Source organism: Chlorobium phaeovibrioides (assembly GCF_003968655.1).
Taxonomy (GTDB): Bacteria; Bacteroidota; Chlorobiia; order Chlorobiales; family Chlorobiaceae; genus Chlorobium; species Chlorobium phaeovibrioides.
The window spans coordinates 1-15,947 of sequence record NZ_RXYK01000012.1; the positions used below are offsets into that span (position 1 = coordinate 1).

The 15,947-nt window shown below is 51.8% G+C and carries 11 protein-coding genes and 2 pseudogenes; 4 read left to right on the forward strand and 9 right to left on the reverse strand.

The window, feature by feature from the left end; all coding sequences use genetic code 11:
* Nucleotides 1-318: pseudogene (locus EKD02_RS07570) on the forward strand (integrase core domain-containing protein); the annotation flags it as partial.
* An 86-nt stretch (nucleotides 319-404) separates the two neighbouring features.
* Here EKD02_RS07570 and EKD02_RS07575 read toward each other — a convergent pair.
* The 3 genes and pseudogenes from EKD02_RS07575 to EKD02_RS10030 all read right to left on the reverse strand — a co-directional run bounded on the left by EKD02_RS07575 (nucleotide 405) and on the right by EKD02_RS10030 (nucleotide 3,713).
* A complete protein-coding gene (locus EKD02_RS07575) occupies nucleotides 405-2,426 on the reverse strand; it encodes a hypothetical protein (RefSeq protein ID WP_126384806.1) in 2,022 nt (673 codons plus the stop codon).
* Between the two features lie 141 nt (nucleotides 2,427-2,567).
* Nucleotides 2,568-3,567, reverse strand: a pseudogene (locus EKD02_RS07580) (IS3 family transposase).
* Between the two features lie 8 nt (nucleotides 3,568-3,575).
* Nucleotides 3,576-3,713 (reverse strand): hypothetical protein, encoded by a 138-nt coding sequence (locus EKD02_RS10030; protein WP_185805717.1) that lies wholly within the window; start codon nucleotides 3,711-3,713, stop codon nucleotides 3,576-3,578.
* 228 nt (nucleotides 3,714-3,941) lie between these two features.
* Here EKD02_RS10030 and EKD02_RS07585 point away from each other — a divergent pair, with 228 nt between their 5' ends.
* The 3 genes from EKD02_RS07585 to EKD02_RS07595 all read left to right on the forward strand — a co-directional run bounded on the left by EKD02_RS07585 (nucleotide 3,942) and on the right by EKD02_RS07595 (nucleotide 8,243).
* Nucleotides 3,942-5,174, forward strand: a complete 1,233-nt coding sequence (locus EKD02_RS07585) for a UPF0149 family protein (protein WP_126384808.1) — start codon at nucleotides 3,942-3,944, stop codon at nucleotides 5,172-5,174.
* A gap of 72 nt (nucleotides 5,175-5,246) precedes the next feature.
* The gene (locus tag EKD02_RS07590) at nucleotides 5,247-6,158 is read left to right on the forward strand and encodes a lysophospholipid acyltransferase family protein (protein ID WP_011889912.1); all 912 of its coding nucleotides are present in this window, start codon (nucleotides 5,247-5,249) and stop codon (nucleotides 6,156-6,158) included.
* Between the two features lie 156 nt (nucleotides 6,159-6,314).
* Nucleotides 6,315-8,243, forward strand: a complete 1,929-nt coding sequence (locus tag EKD02_RS07595; RefSeq protein ID WP_126384810.1) for an ABC transporter ATP-binding protein — start codon at nucleotides 6,315-6,317, stop codon at nucleotides 8,241-8,243.
* Here EKD02_RS07595 and EKD02_RS07600 read toward each other — a convergent pair.
* The 6 genes from EKD02_RS07600 to fcl all read right to left on the reverse strand — a co-directional run bounded on the left by EKD02_RS07600 (nucleotide 8,240) and on the right by fcl (nucleotide 15,932).
* Nucleotides 8,240-10,219, reverse strand: a complete 1,980-nt coding sequence (locus EKD02_RS07600) for a hypothetical protein (protein ID WP_126384812.1) — start codon at nucleotides 10,217-10,219, stop codon at nucleotides 8,240-8,242. The two genes, EKD02_RS07595 and EKD02_RS07600, sit on opposite strands and share 4 nt — an antisense overlap.
* The gene (locus EKD02_RS07605; RefSeq protein WP_126384814.1) at nucleotides 10,216-11,316 is read right to left on the reverse strand and encodes a glycosyltransferase family 4 protein; all 1,101 of its coding nucleotides are present in this window, start codon (nucleotides 11,314-11,316) and stop codon (nucleotides 10,216-10,218) included. Before EKD02_RS07605 ends, EKD02_RS07600 begins: the two co-directional genes overlap by 4 nt.
* A gap of 124 nt (nucleotides 11,317-11,440) precedes the next feature.
* The gene (locus EKD02_RS07610; protein ID WP_148102968.1) at nucleotides 11,441-12,913 is read right to left on the reverse strand and encodes a tetratricopeptide repeat protein; all 1,473 of its coding nucleotides are present in this window, start codon (nucleotides 12,911-12,913) and stop codon (nucleotides 11,441-11,443) included.
* A 105-nt stretch (nucleotides 12,914-13,018) separates the two neighbouring features.
* Nucleotides 13,019-13,810 carry a hypothetical protein gene (locus tag EKD02_RS07615; protein WP_126384818.1) on the reverse strand — a complete coding sequence of 264 codons (792 nt, stop codon included), beginning with the start codon at nucleotides 13,808-13,810 and terminating at the stop codon, nucleotides 13,019-13,021.
* Between the two features lie 43 nt (nucleotides 13,811-13,853).
* On the reverse strand, nucleotides 13,854-14,948 hold the full coding sequence (gmd, locus tag EKD02_RS07620; RefSeq protein WP_126384820.1) for a GDP-mannose 4,6-dehydratase: 1,095 nt from the start codon (nucleotides 14,946-14,948) through the stop codon (nucleotides 13,854-13,856).
* Between the two features lie 15 nt (nucleotides 14,949-14,963).
* A complete protein-coding gene (gene fcl, locus EKD02_RS07625) occupies nucleotides 14,964-15,932 on the reverse strand; it encodes a GDP-L-fucose synthase (protein ID WP_126384822.1) in 969 nt (322 codons plus the stop codon).
* Between the last annotated feature and the right edge of the window lie 15 nt (nucleotides 15,933-15,947).

Genomic DNA, 15,947 nt, shown 5'->3' on the forward strand with positions numbered 1-15,947 from the left:
GCGGATACAGGTTGACAACGGCAGCGAGTTCATTTCAAAGGAACTGGATCGATGGGCATATGAGAACAAGGTCGTTCGGCGTTCTCTCGACCCGGCAAGCCGACCGATAACCCGTATATTGAATCATTCAACGGGAAGTTTCGGGATGAATGCCTGTCGACCTATTGGTTCAATAGCCTTGACGATGTTCGAGGCAAAATCGAGGAGTGGCAAAACGATTACAACGGCTTCAGGCCCCATTATTCTTTGAGTGGTCTGACCCCGAATGAATTTCTTGCATTACAACAAAATAGGCCGGAAGCTCTAGTTTCAAGGTGACCGATTAAGGGGATATACGCATCAAAAACTTAATTTCTCTCGGTAGCTGTCCTACGAATTGGGAGTACTTCAGTGGGACGGCGTCTTTACAGTTCAGGATCTGAACCGTAATATGAGAAGACCTTGACTTCTTCGAAGTTCTTCTCCAGCCGAAAGAGCATCTGTTTGCCCGGAGCGCTCTTGTTGCAGTTCCATAATATGGGCCGGCGCATGCCATTCCGCACTAGTGCCAGGTTTGCGTTCAGCGTATCGGCGTCTCCCCGATAGAGGTCGAAAATGGACCTTCTTCCGGTATTGAGATTAGTCAGGAGAATCTCCCCTATGATGAAGAGCGGTTGCCGGTGGTTGGTAATTGTCAGCCGGTCGGTCTTTTCGGCAAGGGTGAATTTCATGCTGTGCTGCGTGCTTGATCGTACCGGAGGCACGTTATTGAGCGGACTGTTGTATAGCGGCCATGGTTTATCGCTGTTCCAATACCATGGAAGCAGCGCGGGGGGATAGCTGCCCTCTTCAGGGATGGTTATTTCCAGCCCTTTCGACTGCCATATTGTGTTTGAAGTATTGCCTGCGGACACTACGAGTCCGTCAGGATTGCCGATGCCGGTGTCGATCAGCTCCAGTTTGTAACGCCCCGGCGAAAGCGCCGTGGTTTTCAGTTCCAGTTTCCCGTGGAGCGGCCAGTAGGCCCTGAACTCCGGTTTCGTCGGTTTCCCGTATTTTCTCGTTTCACCGATGACCAGCCATTCTTCGGGATGCTTCGCTATTTCCTCTCCCGATGCATTGAAGCGGAACTGCAGGTCCCTGTGTCCTCCAGGAAGCCCGAGATAATATCCCCGGTATGTTTCAGGGGTATAGGTCGCCAGTGATTTCCCCTGCTGTTCGTGGAGCCAGCTGCCCAGAGCGTCGGCATCGGAGTATCGCGGGTTGTAGAACTTGAAGAGCCATCCGTGTGACGCTTTCTGGTGGGCTGCGTTATAGACGAAGAGCAGGGATAGGGTTAGAAGCGGCCATGCAAGGACCCACTCCCTTGTAGTCGATTGTTGCCGTATGTCCCTGAAGAACAGCGTTTCAAGCATTTTTGCGACGCCGTACGCAATGACCATCCATGTTACGATTTCAAGCGGATAGAAGAACCGGTAGCTCTGCTCGGTAAGAGGAGCCATGGTGAGCTGGCCTGCAAGCACCGCGATGAATATGGATGCAAGCGGATATTTCCGCTCTCTTATAATGTAATAGATGCCGTATGCGAGCAGTGGCGTGTATAGCCCGTAGTAGTATTTTGCGAAGTCGTGTCTAATGACGGTCTTGAGCAGCTCTGAGCCTATGTGCCCAATCAGCGCCCTCCAGTCGTTTTCTGCCGTGATCATCCGGACCGCGTCCGGACTCATTTTTGACTCGATGGTTTTTGAGAATGAGAACGGAAAGAGATGGAGCCCGTGCAGGTAGTCGGAGCCGACGGCTATGGCAATGAAGAGTATCCCGGCCCATAAGACGTATTTCAGCCGTCTGCCGTGTCTGAGAAAGAGTCCTTCATGTATGAGGAGTGCTCCGAGCAGAACCACGGCCAGATAGAGTCCTGTCGAATGGGTCAGCAGCATCATGGCCACTAGCGGAATGCTGAAAAGGATGCGATGTTTCGAGTAGAACAGTGCGGATGCGGAGAGAATGAAAAACAGTATCGCATAGAAACTGGGAACCACCCAGAAGAATCCATGGTAGGAGCCCTTTCCTTCATAAAAAGCAAAGATGCCGAGCGCAACAGCAATGAAGAGCGGCGAGCGGTCGGTTTTTTTTAGGAAAAGGAGGAGGGCCAGCCCCATCAGGAAAAGACCGATATAGAAATTTGCATGGAACATGGCCGTCGCCGAAATGCCGAGCGCCCTGGCCAGGGTCCCATATGCAAGCGAGAATAGGATCTGGTCCCTGTCCGGGATCAATATGTACTCGGCGGGAGGGGCGATCCTGAACTCGATGTTCGAGATGTAGGCGAGCGCGTCATCGATGCCGAGCGGGCCGGGATGGTTGTACATCATGAAGAAGACGCCGTACCACTGGACGATGAGGAAAAAGAGGGTCGCTACTATGATGATGGTCTTCTGCTTGGTCACTATACTGTTCAATATGTTAATAATTTAAAATCAAATTGTTTAGCAGCTGGAGTTCTGTTACTGCGATGGTTTCAAGCGAACAATGTAGTGGACCCCACCCAGTAGACAGAAAGGGCCGATTTTAAGCTGGTAACCAGCTGATTATGCAGCGGAAAGGCGTTGCCCCCCTTTTTCAACCAACTCTTGTTTCGGCTCGTTCTTCAGCCGATACCTGTCAACGATGTGAGCCCCGCCGCCTTGGTCTGAGCGATACACCTCATCAGGAGTACTGTAGCCAAGAGACTGATGCGGACGAACTGTGTTGTAATCTACAAAATATTCCTTTAAGCCCTGCTGTAATTCTACCGCGTAACCATACCCTTGCGCCTACAGGTCCTCATGTTTAACGCTACGCCAGCACCTTGCGAGAGTACCAGTCAATGATCGCCACCAGATACATGCACCCTTGAGGCAGTTGGCAGTAATTAATGTCAACGGACCAGACTTGCTTGGGGCGGGTCACATAGATGCCCCGCAACAGGTACGGATAGATCTTGTGTTGCGGATGCGGCAAGCTGGTGTTGGGCCCGGAGGCAATACTGGCCAGCTCCAGCCTTCTCATGAGCCGCTGTACCCGCTTGCGATTGATTTTGTATCCGAGGTCGATAAGATACTTCTTGATCTTGCGGCTGCCAAAGAACGGATGCCGGGTGTATTCCTTGTCGATCAGGTCCAGAAGCGTCGCTTCCTCAGCGTTAAAGAACTGCGCGACCGGCGGGACATAGAATGACGAGCGATAGGTTCCAGCCAATGCGCACTGGCTTGCAATCGCCAAGGGCTCTTGTTCGCTGATCCAGGCTCTGTGCGTCTTCATCGGGAGAAGCCGGACTTTTTTTAACCAATCCAATTCCACCTTTAAACGGCCTATTTCAGAGTACAGTTTTTCTGGATCAGCCGCCGGGTCCACCGGCTTAGGGTCTCTCTTCATCTCGAAAAGGCTTGCCGCCTGCTTCTGCAGTTCTTTCTTCCACTTACAAACCTGAGCGGGGTGAACGCCGTATTCCTGAGCAATCTCATTCAGGGTTTTTACTCCGTGAATGGCCTCAAGGGGCACCTTGGCCTTGAAATCGTTGCTGAAGCTCTTGCGTGTTCTTTGGCTCATTTACTTGCTCACTCTTTTGAGTGACCCCCTCCCCGCTCCTCCTGGAACACCGCCGGGACGCCCTCGTTCCGGCGCACCATCCCCGTATGGCCCGTCCTGCCGGCCAGCGGGTCGGCCTCGTCGATGTAGAACAATGTCGCCGTCACCTTCGGGAGCGCCCCCGAGAACCCTGTCGCCTTTATGGCTGGGGGAAGAGGAAGGAGCAGTTTCGGGAGCGGCAGATCGGGAAGGGGTTTGATGGGAGTGACGCCCGTGCGATAATGTTTTTTTTTCGTGGCGCATTGATATATTCTTGAATCTTGGCTGGAGCTTTATGTCGTAAGGGCTCCTGTTCCCTGAATCAACTGTATCAACTTATAAGACCGGAGTCTACCTTGCTTGTTTATGAACTTCGCGTATCGCTTTTGCATGCCGAGCCTCCCGTCTGGCGGCGGGTTCGGATGCCTGCCGAGGCCCAGCTTCCGCTTGTGCATACATCACTCCAGCTGGTAATGGGTTGGGAGAACCGGCACCTGCACGAGTTTGTAGGGGCAAACCGTTTACACTACGGTGAGGCAGAGGAGGGGGCGTTGGACGCCGGTGTGCTCGATGAGCGTCACCATACGCTCCAGTCGCTGTTTGCGGAGCCGGGTGAGCGGTGCCTCTATGTGTACGATTACGGGGACGACTGGGTGCATGAGATCATTCTTGAGTCGGTCGGTGAGCTTCTGCCGGAAGAGTTCCCTCTGTGTTGCCTTGATGGCTCTGGTGCCTGCCCGCCAGAGGATTGCGGGGGAGTCGGGGGATACGCTGCGCTTCTTGAGAGCCTCGGCGATGGGTTCAATGCCAGGGCTTTTGATTGTGCCTCTTTCAACGATGAGGTAGGACGCTTGTTTCCGCGTGACGATGAGATGCATTCACCTGAATCAGTGAGTGAGGGGATTGCCTTGTTCCTGGGGCTTCGTGATTTGCTCGAGACAGGAGCGACAACTGAGGGTGCGATGTCGGTCATGATGCTTGATGGTTTTTTTTCAGCTCTGGCAATCCATCCCGAAGCCATCCTGCCTGACCGATGGCTGCCGTGGGTATGGGATGTCACCGGGAGCGGCCGGGAGCCTGGCTTTGCCTCTAAAGGGGAAGTGGAGAAGGCAATGGGGCTGCTCTTCACCTATTACAACATCGTGGTTGGCAAGCTTGGCGATGAAGCTGCAGGGTACACGCCGCTATTCGATGAGCTGGGCATTAAGGCGGCTGAAGATAGGCCGCTGGCGGTCAGGGACTGGGCTCAGGGGTTCATTTGCGGAGCAATGATCGACAAGGGCGTGTGGGATCGGACCTTTAAGGATGAGCAGGGCAAGATGCTTCTCGCTCCGTTTGCAATGATGGCCGGTATGTTCGATGAGGCGCAGGATTCCCGGGAGCTGCAGGTTGAAGAGATGAAGGAAAAAGTGCAGGACGAACTGGGCTTCAATGTGCTTGACCTTCGGGAGTTCTGGGTGCCCTGGCGCCGTGAGTACCTTTCGCAGCACGGTGGCGGTGGGATGATCCGTTCAGAGGCCCGTGTGGGTCGCAACGACCGGTGCCCCTGCGGCAGCGGAAAAAAGTACAAGCAGTGCTGCGGAAGGTAGGGCTCTTGTTTTAGCTGGGGGTTTAATGTATGTTTTGCTGAAAAACTTCCATTACTGACCAACCTCTCCTGCATGACATTGAAAAAGTTCCGGCAGCTATTGGGCTATCAGGCGTTCATGCTGCTTGGTATGCTGGTGAGGAGCCTTAAGCGAACCCACTCTGTGGCGTTGGCTCATTTCATCGGTGATGTCATATTCCATGTTCTGAGGATCCGCCGCTCTCTTGTTGAGGAGAACATCTCCATAGTCTTTCCCGATAAATCCCCCAAAGAGGTGCGCTGCCTGGCAGGCCAAGTGTATCGAAATCAGGCGGAAAACATCATCGAGGTGCTCCGCCTTCCCCTTGTGCAGACACGAGAGGACGCCGAGGCCCTGATTGAGATTGAACCGGGGGATTTTCTTTTGAGAACGCGCGATAAGGGCAAGGGTGCGGTGATGGTTTCGGCGCATTTCGGCAACTGGGAGTTGCTCGGCCTGTGTACCGGCATGCTCATTGCTCCTTTGACAATTGTTGTCAAGCGTCTGCGCAACAGGGCAATTGACAGGAAAATCAACCAGTGGCGCAGCCTTAGGGGAAACAAGATGGTGTATGCCTCCAAAGCCCCGAGAGTGGCTCTCAGCACTTTGCGTCAAGGGGGGCTCCTCACCCTTCTGGCGGACCAGTCCGATCCTGATGAAGGGTTCTTTACACCCTTCCTTGGCAGGACCACCTCTGTTTTTCTCGGACCCGCTTTTCTTGCACTGAAAACAGGCGTTCCTCTGTTCGCCGGCATGTGCCGCCGCATAGGGGGCGGGCGGTACAAGGTTGAGATGCAGGAAGTCCCCACGGATGACCTCACCGGCTCCAAGGATGACATTGAAGAGCTCGCCCGTCGCTATACCAGGGTGCTCGAAAGCTATATCTATAGGTATCCGGAGGAGTGGTTCTGGTTGCATGATCGATGGAAACGCACGGGACCGGGTGGAGAGGCTCAGGGGACTTGAGCCCTCATCAAGGCAATGAGTAGTATTACTCCATGGCTCCATGGCTGCAGTCGTCGCCAATGGGGTCTTTTGCGTTATGGTTGGTTATTAGGCGGTGAACGCTTACTTTATTCCTTTGGTTTCGTTCCATGTTTGCTTAAGGGTTGATTGCCTCCTATGAAGTTGATTTTACGGGTATTGAGCTATCTTGCCCCGTCTAAGGGAAAGATAGTCCTTGTTGTGTTTGTCAGTCTCTTGACCTCGCTTTTCAGTGTGGTCTCTATTTATTCCGTCCTGCCCCTCCTCAACGCCATCTTTACGGCAGACAAGACAGTCAGCGCTCCAGTGACGCCCGGGCCGGCATCACCGGACAGTGTAGCGGCCGTCTCCCCCAAAGGGCTTTCGCTCAGCCGTGAGTCGCTTGCATCAAAAAACAGCCTGATCGATACGAAGGCGCTGCAGGAGCAGGTGACCGAAAAGTTCCAGCAACTCTTTCAGGCGGAGACAAAGCGGCAGATGCTCCTGAACATCTGCTTGTTCCTTATTGCGGCCTTCGCCCTGAAGAATACCTTTCTCTATATCAACAAGCAGTTGATATACCGTATACAGACCAAGGCGACAAAGACACTTCGTGATAATGTATTCCATACCATCATAGAGATGCATCTGGACTATTTCAACCACCAGCGTGTCGGTGGGTTGATGAACCATGTTTACCACGATGTTGGCGTTGTGCAGGGCTCAATCAGTTCCACCTTCATCAATTTTATACAGAACCCGTTCACCATATTCGTCTATATTGGCATTCTGTTTGTCTTGAGCTGGAAACTGACGCTTTTTGCCTTTGCAGTATCGCTCATAATCTTTTTCCTCATTCAGGTGATCGGCAAGCGGGTCAAGGCGCTTTCACGCCTCATCCGTGAAAAAATGGGCGATATGAACTCTGTCCTGCAGGAGAAGTTCAACGGCATCAAGGTGATCAAGTCGACCGGGTTTGAAAATGTGGAGGTTGAACGGTTCAAGAGCTTTACCAACGAATTCCGCCGTCTTGATCTCAAGGTGTACCGACTGAAGAACATCATCTCCCCGCTCAATGAGACCCTACTTGTCAGTGCGGTTGCTATGGTACTCTGGTTTGGCGGTCTGCAGGTGTTTGAGGGCAGCATGACGGCCAACGAGCTGATTGTGTTTGCCTTCAGTCTCTATTCAGCTATGGGGCCATTGAAGATGCTTGGCGAAGCCAACACAAACATCCAGAGCGGCATGGTGTCCGCTGAGCGCTTGTTCGAGCTGATTGATGCCGAGCCGCTTGTCGTGAACGGAACCAAGCCGATTTCAGGTTTTTCCGATGTGATTCGTTTTGAGGATGTCTCTTTTGCCTACAGGCAGGAAGAGGGGAGTGCACGGGTGCTCGACCGGGTGTCGTTTGAGATACGGAAGGGTGAGATGGTCGCGCTTGTTGGCCAGTCGGGGTCAGGTAAGTCGACGGCTGTCGATCTTTTACTTCGGTTTTACGATGTGGACAAGGGGCGCATTACGATTGACGGTGTCGATATCAGGGAGTTTGATTACAAACAGCTGCGCAGCATGATTGGGGTGGTGAGCCAGGAGGTCATCCTCTTTAACGACACCATCGAACAGAATATTGCCTACGGGGTGCAGAACGGTGTGATGCATGAGCGGGTGGTAGCAGCGGCAAAGCTTGCAAACGCAAGCGGGTTCATTGAGGAGAAGCCCGAAGCATACGAAACGGTTGTGGGGGACAGGGGTATCCAGCTCTCAGGTGGTCAGCGCCAGCGGCTTGCCATTGCGCGTGCCATGGTGCGCAACCCGGATCTCTTGATTTTCGATGAGGCAACCAGTGCGCTTGACAATGAGTCGGAGAAAGTGGTGCAGGACGCCATAGATAACGCGCTTTCCGACAGGACGGCGCTGGTTGTGGCCCACAGGCTTTCAACCGTAAAGAACGCCGACAGAATCATTGTAATGGACCGGGGCCATGTGGCGGAGTCCGGAACGCACGCTGAGCTGATGGCCAAAGACGGTCTGTACCGGATGTATCATGACATACAGTTTACATCGAAGGACGAAGATTCTCTGATTTAAAGCTCACCGCTTTTACCATAATAGGTAAACGCTTTTGCATCCTTGAATGCCTTTTTCATCTGGAACAGGTATGCTCTTCCAGGCGCTCCGTTCGGATCGGTCCATAAGAGAGGGAGCTCTTTGTCGCCATAGACCAGTGATATTCCCTCCTTAAGCGTCGTTTCATCTCCCCAGTAGAAATCTATAACCTGCGCCAATCCGGTGTCGAGGTTGGTCAGTTGGATCATGCCAGCAAGATAGCGGGTCTCGCCTGAGTTCCGCAACATGAGGGATGCTGTCGGTTCATGCAGGGTGAAGTCTATCGAGTGTTTTCTGCTTTCACGGACAATGTTGGTTTTGCGCATTGGTCTGTTGTGAAGCGGCCATGTGGTATCAGGGAACCAGTACCAGGGAGGCATGATGGGCGGATACATGCCCTTTTCGGGGAACCGGACGGCATAGGAGTCTTCCTGCCAGTCCGACAGGGTCACGCCGTCTGCAGATATGCTGATGCCATCGGTGCCGGGTAGTTCAGTGTCAATCAACTCAATTCTATAGCGCCCCGGAAGCAATGCCGGGGTTTTGATGTGTAAAGCGCCGTCTTTCGGAAGGAGGGCTCTGAATCCTCCATTGTTTGCCTCATAGAGCCGGAGGTTTTCACCGATGACCAGCCAAGATTCCGGGTCCCGTGCTATGTTTTTTCCGGATGGGTTGAAATGATAGGCAAAGTCCATTCCGGATTGCTGCAACCCCTTATAGACTCCCGGATGCTTGACATACATTGCCAGTTTTTTGTCTTGATTGTTATCAAGATAGTCCGTGAATGCTTTTGCTTCCAGAAACAACGGATTATAGAACTTGAAATAGAAGTTGTGAGCTGCTTTTTGATGGATGGTGTTGTACAGAAAGAGGCTGGAGAGCACAACCAGCGCCCATCGGGAAGTTTTTGCTGTAATACCTGCAGTTGACCATTCCCGAGGTTGCAGCAGTTTGCTGAGTCCGTATGCGATGACTATCCAAGTGAGAATTTCAAGAGGATAAAAAAACCGGTAGGTATAGTTTGAGAGAGGAGAAATGAGAATCTGTCCAATGAGTGCCGCCATAAAGAGTGACAGGAGAGGGTATTTTTTCTCTTTCCATATCCAATAGAGCCCATAGACGACGAGGGGCGTGTAGAGGCCGTAAAAGTATTTGGAGAAATCGTGACGGCCTATGGTTTCCAGTATATCATTGAGGGCCGTAGCCGGCATGAGATTCTGGAACTCGACTTTCCTGTATGAATTGAATGAAGATGTAAATGATGCCGGCAGGATGTGTTGCTGGTAAAGATATTCGCTTCCTATAAATATTACGCTCACGGCAAGCAGAAATGCCACTAATTTTTTTATCCCGGGCAGGTTTCTCTTGAACAGCGTTTCATGGAGCAGAATTGCAACAACGATAAGGGAACCTAAATAAATGCCGGTGGAATGGGTGACAAGCAAAAGGGCTAGAAGCGGCAGCCCATAGATATAGTGGTGCTTTGAGTAAAAAACAGCTCTTGCAGTCAAGAGAAACAGCATGATGGCGTAGAAGCTGGGGACGACCCAGAAAAAACCATGGTAGCTGCCTTTCCCCTCATGGAATGCAAAAAGTAGCAGGGCGATGACTGTAAAGAGGGCGGACGAATCGATTTTTTTTACAAGGCTGGTGATGGTAAGACCCATCAGGAAGATGCCGATATAGAAGTTGAGATGGAACATGCTTGTTGTCGAAATACCCATCAAGGACGCAAGCAGCCCGAATATGTATGGGTGTAGAATCTTGTTGATATTGCTTGGTGCAAGCGATGGGCTCGAAAGGGGGAACTCCCGGAAGAAGTCGATCTCTTGGATATAGAACGCTGAATCATTCAGCCCCAGCGGGCCGGGATGATTGTAGAGCATGAAGTAGATGCCGTACCACTGGACGAGGAGGAAGAAGAGGAGTGCTCCAGAGATGGTGATTTTGTTTTTCATCGCATGAGCTTGTCAAGCAGATTGAGTTCTTGTTCGGCTATGGTGCCAAGGGAATACTTGTCTATGGCAAATCCCCGGGCATTATTGCTTAGGTGTTGTCTTAATGCTTCAGATGCCATGAGTTCTTCAACGGCTTCGCGTATGCCCCCGGTGTCGGTTGGGCAGAGCCAGCCGGTTTTCAGGTGGCTGATTATTTCCCGTATGCCGGGAGCGTCACCTCCGATGACAGGAAGCCCTGTCGCCATGGCTTCGATAAGGGTTTTAGGATGCCCTTCGTAGTGCGAGGGCAGCACGAAGATTTTCGATCGGTTCAGCCAATTGGGGAGATCCGGATTGGGGATGTTTCCCGGCCATTCAATATCCAGTTCGAGTCCCTGAGCCTGGGATTTGAGCTCATCTTCCAGCGGACCTTTCCCGATGATGGCGATTTTTAGCTTGAGGCCCTGCAACGCCTTGAGAAGGGTTTGAAGGTTTTTCTGGGGATTGAGTCGTCCAATAAAGAGAATGTCAATATCTTTTACTGAGGAAGAGGGGGCAAAGAGCTCAGTGTTGACATAGTTTGGTATGACGGTAACTTTGCCATTTGTTCCTGAAATCCGTTTCTCAATGCTTTCCTGCATCATTGGCGTGGTGACCTCGATGCCGTCTGCTGCACTGAAAAGTTTTGACTCATAGTTGAGTGCCTCAATTGCCTGTTTAGAGTGTTCACCGCGTTCGCGCTCAATGAATTCAGAGTGCATGTAGCCGCACCGGGCGAGCAGCGGTTTGCGGTGGACTTGCGCTGCCCTGAGAGCCGTCAGGGCTCCGGGAGTCTGGTTCGATTTGATGATGTTTGTCCGGCGAAGCGTCCCGGCATGAAGGAGCGGGATCATTCTCGTGTAGATCGGTAGCGGCAGGCCGTATTCGTTGCAGAGGATTTCGATGCCCTCAAGACGGTCTTTGTAACGGATGCGGTCCTTTCGGCCGTATGTGACGAAAGACACCTTCGCTCCGGCGTCCATGTGTTTCCTGTAGAGCGCCACTTCACGCTCAAGCATGCCCACCCGGTCCCAGTCTTTCAGGGCGGTGTTATGGGTGAAGAAGAGCGTGAGGTGCATTCCTGAAGGTGCTTCGTGGTTTTGGAGTATGTATGAATGTAGCTGATTGCCGGGGATTTCCCTTCGGGAATTATCGGGGTTAGGTGCTCATATGTTCATTCCGGCATACGCTGGGGGTTGTGTCTCAGCGTCGACTTTTCAGGCTGTATGAGGTAATGTCAAGATTCTCCATAGGATAGTGCAGCATAAGTGATCGTTGTGATGGAGTGTTCTCCCAGTTGCCCCTCATGACTTTAGCGACATATTCTCCGGTACGGTCCTTTACGTCTACTATTACATCCGTATTGCTTGTGAATGTAGTTTCGTTGTTGAAGCAGAACATCGTGTCCAGATTTCCCGAGAGTTCCGCAATTGCAGGAATGAATGTTCCTGACGAGGCGACCAGGACTCTTGCACTAAGCAGGCACTCAATATCTTCTTTCAATGATCCTGACTTTCTGGTGACTGTTCCAGTTGAACTCCGGGCATAGTCAAGAAGGGGGAGGAGGACAGGATTGCCGTCATCTTCGCAGACGATGGTCACGCTGTCCCATTGTCCGCTTGCAAGGATCTTTTCGTAAAAAGAGAGCGGTGGTTGGCCATAGTCAGGATGGACTTTTTCGCCAACCCTGAACACGTCGCCTGCCCTGAGATGTATGACCAGATCCCTTTTACCTAAAGGCAAGGGAGCATTAAGTCGCAGGCATTCTTGACCTAAAAAGGACGATATGGGCAATCGGTTCGGTGTGAGGACGTCAAAGAAATATTTTCTCTGAAAGAAGTCTCCGGCGAGGATCGATTTCCCCATCCTTGAGCATTCATCTGCGGATGGCGGGTTTTTGACCACGATGCCGTCACGGGTCGCGAACTGTTCCTGCAGGTACCAGAATCCCGGCAGCCAGATTTCCCTCACATTCAGGGTTTGGGCAAGGTTTAGTGCATTGCTTAGCTGGATAATGGTATTGCCGAATCGCGGGTTGGCCGTTACATGCAGCACCTCGGGTGATTCGGTCCGCATGTTATTGCCGGCATTGTGGCTGTTCTTTCCTGATTTAAGCCGGTATTCATAGTCGGCATATGCCATCGGATGAACGCCAAGGTGGTTGCAGAACGCTATTTCCTCAGGCGAGAGCCTTTTTTTCTGGAAATAACGATGGTTGGGATAGCGCGCCAAATGGGCTTCCATAAGCGCCTGCGCCTCATCAAACTCCCCAAGCTTGCAGTGAGCATCAATGATGTGGCTCATTGCGCGAGCAGCCATGCCTGTGCTTCCGGCCTGAAGGATCTTTTTCCAGCTTGATTTCACCTGATCCCACTCCTTCCGGGCTTCAGATATTTTGGCTCCCTCTTTCAGTAGCAGGACATTTTTCGGACTTCGGGCCAGCCCAGCGAGGGTAATCCTTTTCGCAACAGCAACATTGCCTCGCGTCCGATATTTTTTTGAAAGCAGAATGCAAGCCCATGATGGCAAACTGTGGGCCGCGGACTCCAGTCGGGCTGTTGATTGATCATCATCAGGCGCAGACGCGCGGGTGATGATCAATCGTATTGTCTGCGCCCATGCAATGCCTTTTTGTTTCAGCGCCATTGCCGTTTCTTTGTGAGTACTCCTCGTCATCAAATGCGTTTATCTTCTTGGGCGCCTCTCAACAGGTACATTCTCGTGCACCACATCTGTTTTGACTGGACGTCAATCGTTTTGTGTTTCTACGCTGAATGTGGCTCAAGCTGTTTCGCCAGTTTTTTCATGTGTCATGTATCGCTCTCGCAGGTACCATACCCATCTCATAAGAAAACGCTTTGTGCGCTTTTTAATGGTAAATGCTTCAGGGGCATACTTGTTCGCCCTTGTCCCCGAAACCCCTTCAACGAAAGGCGGGATGGGAAACAGTCCTTTGTAAATAGAAAACCCGTTGTTTATTACGATATCATGAAAAGAATGCTCTAGGTAGTAGCCCTCCTCATCACGAACATCACGAACATCACGGTAAGCTTCAAGAAAATGCTTTACATAGAGTTCTTTCTTGATAATGTAGAATCGGCTGTCGAAAGCAGTCGAAACAATGCGTCGAATGGATAGCTGATGCCTTATCTTCAGTTCGAACTGGAATTCATGGTTCCAGTGGCGCATAATCTCGATAAAATTGCCGACCCATAGCTTGCTGGTGCATTTGGCAAAAACCTCGGCATCCCGCAATATATGGGAGTGTTCAAGGGCGTAGTTGACAATTTCACCCTCACCGAACCCTTTTCCGTAAAGTGCTACTTTTCGGGCATCATTGCTGAAACTAAGGCATTCAACGTTTGCTGCGGGAAACCGCTCTCTGACAATCTCTGAAAAATCGAAATTTGATCCGTCACACAGGACGATAGTCAAATCCGGAGCAATGGCCAGCCACTGCGCGAGTGCATGGATTGTCAGTTCTATGCGTCGTTCGGCGTCGTTCAGGACAACAAATGGTGCCGATACACGAACGGCAGAGGTGACAAGAAGGGGGGGGAGTCCAGACTGCATCGTCGAATGTTTTTTGAAAGAGCATGATTGCATCGTATCGTCGTCACTCCCTGTAATCCAAGGCCTTATAGCCATGTTTTTTTACCAGGGTATCCCTCTGGGCAAGGGTCATATCTTCTCGAACCATTTCCGAAACCAACTCTTCGAAAGTCGTCTTCGGAACCCAGCCCAGACGATTCCTGGCTTTTGATGCGTCACCAAGCAGGGTTTCAACCTCGGTAGGCCTGAAATAACGGGGATCAACCCTGATGATCCGCTTGCCGTCCTGATCTATGCCGTGTTCTTCCACACCGCATCCCTGCCAGCCGATGTTCATATCCAGCTCTTTAGCCGCGGCGTTGATAAACTCACGGACACTGTATTGCACTCCAGTGGCAATGACATAATCCTCAGGCTTATCCTGCTGTAGCATCAGCCATTGCATCTCGACATAATCCCGGGCATGTCCCCAGTCGCGTTTTGCGTCAAGGTTGCCGAGATAGAGGCAATCCTGCAGGCCGAGTTTGATCCTGGCGAGCGCACGGGTGATTTTGCGGGTTACAAAGGTTTCGCCGCGTATGGGGCTTTCGTGGTTGAAGAGAATGCCGTTGCAGGCGTATATGCCGTAGGCCTCACGGTAGTTGACCGTGATCCAGTATGCGTATAGTTTGGCGACTGCGTATGGACTGCGGGGGTAAAACGGCGTCGTCTCTTTTTGCGGTGTTTCCTGAACCAGTCCGTATAGCTCCGACGTGCTTGCCTGGTAGAACCGGGTTTTTTTCTCGAGTCCCAGTATGCGGATCGCCTCGAGAACCCGCAGGGCGCCGAGCGCGTCGGAATTGGCGGTATACTCCGGTTCCTCAAAGCTGACAGCAACATGGCTCTGTGCCGCAAGGTTGTATATCTCGTCAGGTTGTGTCTGCTGGATAACCCTGATAAGGCTGGATGAGTCAGTCATGTCTCCATGGTGAAGGAAAAACCTGACGTTCTGCTCATGCTGATCCTTATAGAGGTGATCAATACGGGCGGTATTGAAAAGGCTGCTTCGTCTTTTGATGCCATGGACCTCATAGCCTTTTTTTAGGAGCAGTTCAGCGAGATAGGCTCCATCCTGGCCGGTGATGCCGGTGATCAGCGCGACTTTTTTTTGTTCGCTCATATGTTTCGTGTGTTATTATCGGCTGCGGTTTGCCGAGATTATAAAATCTTGATATGCTAACTTCAGCCCCTCTTCAATGCCGATAGCCGGCTTCCATCCCAGTGATTGGATCAGGGTGCTGTCCATCAGCTTCCTCGGCGCGCCGTCGGGTTTACTGGCGTCGAAGCTTATGGTTCCGTTGTATCCAACGGTGTCGGCGACGAGGGTTGCAAGTTCTTTAATGGGTATGTCTTTCCCTGCGCCGACGTTGATATGCTGCTGCATAGGGGATGTATGGGCGTCATATGATGCTTTGTCGAGGTGCATCACATGCACCGATGCCGATGCCAGGTCATCCACATAGAGAAATTCGCGCCTGGGGTTTCCGCTGCCCCAGACCATGACTTCTGGATCATTGTTTGTTTTGGCTTCATGGAACCGCCGGAGCAGCGCGGGGATGACATGCGAGTTTTCGCGATGGTAATTGTCGCCTGGTCCATAGAGATTCGTCGGCATCACGCTGCGGAAGTCGGCTCCATACTGGCGGTTGAAGCTTTCGCAGAGTTTGATGCCGGCAATTTTCGCTATTGCATAGGGTTCGTTCGTCGGTTCCAGTTTCCCTGTCAGCAGCGCATCTTCCTGCATGGGCTGGGGGGCCAGTTTCGGGTAGATGCAGCTTGAGCCGAGAAAAAGGAGCCGTTCGGTGTCATATTGATGGGCCGCTTGGATGATATTTGCCGCAATCATCAGGTTGTTGTATATGAAATCGGCTGGAAACGTGTTGTTTGCATGGATACCACCGACCGTTGCAGCAGCCAGGTATACCTGATTGGGTTTTTCCTTCCTGAAGAACTGCTGGACATCCGACTGCCGTGTGAGGTCGAGTTCCCTGCGGCTACGGGTGACAATGTTTTCGCATCCGTTTTTTTGCAGCAGTCTGGCAATAGCCGACCCAACCATGCCCTGATGTCCTGCGATGAATATTTTAGCTGAACGCTCGCTCATTCTCTTGTGTTGTGA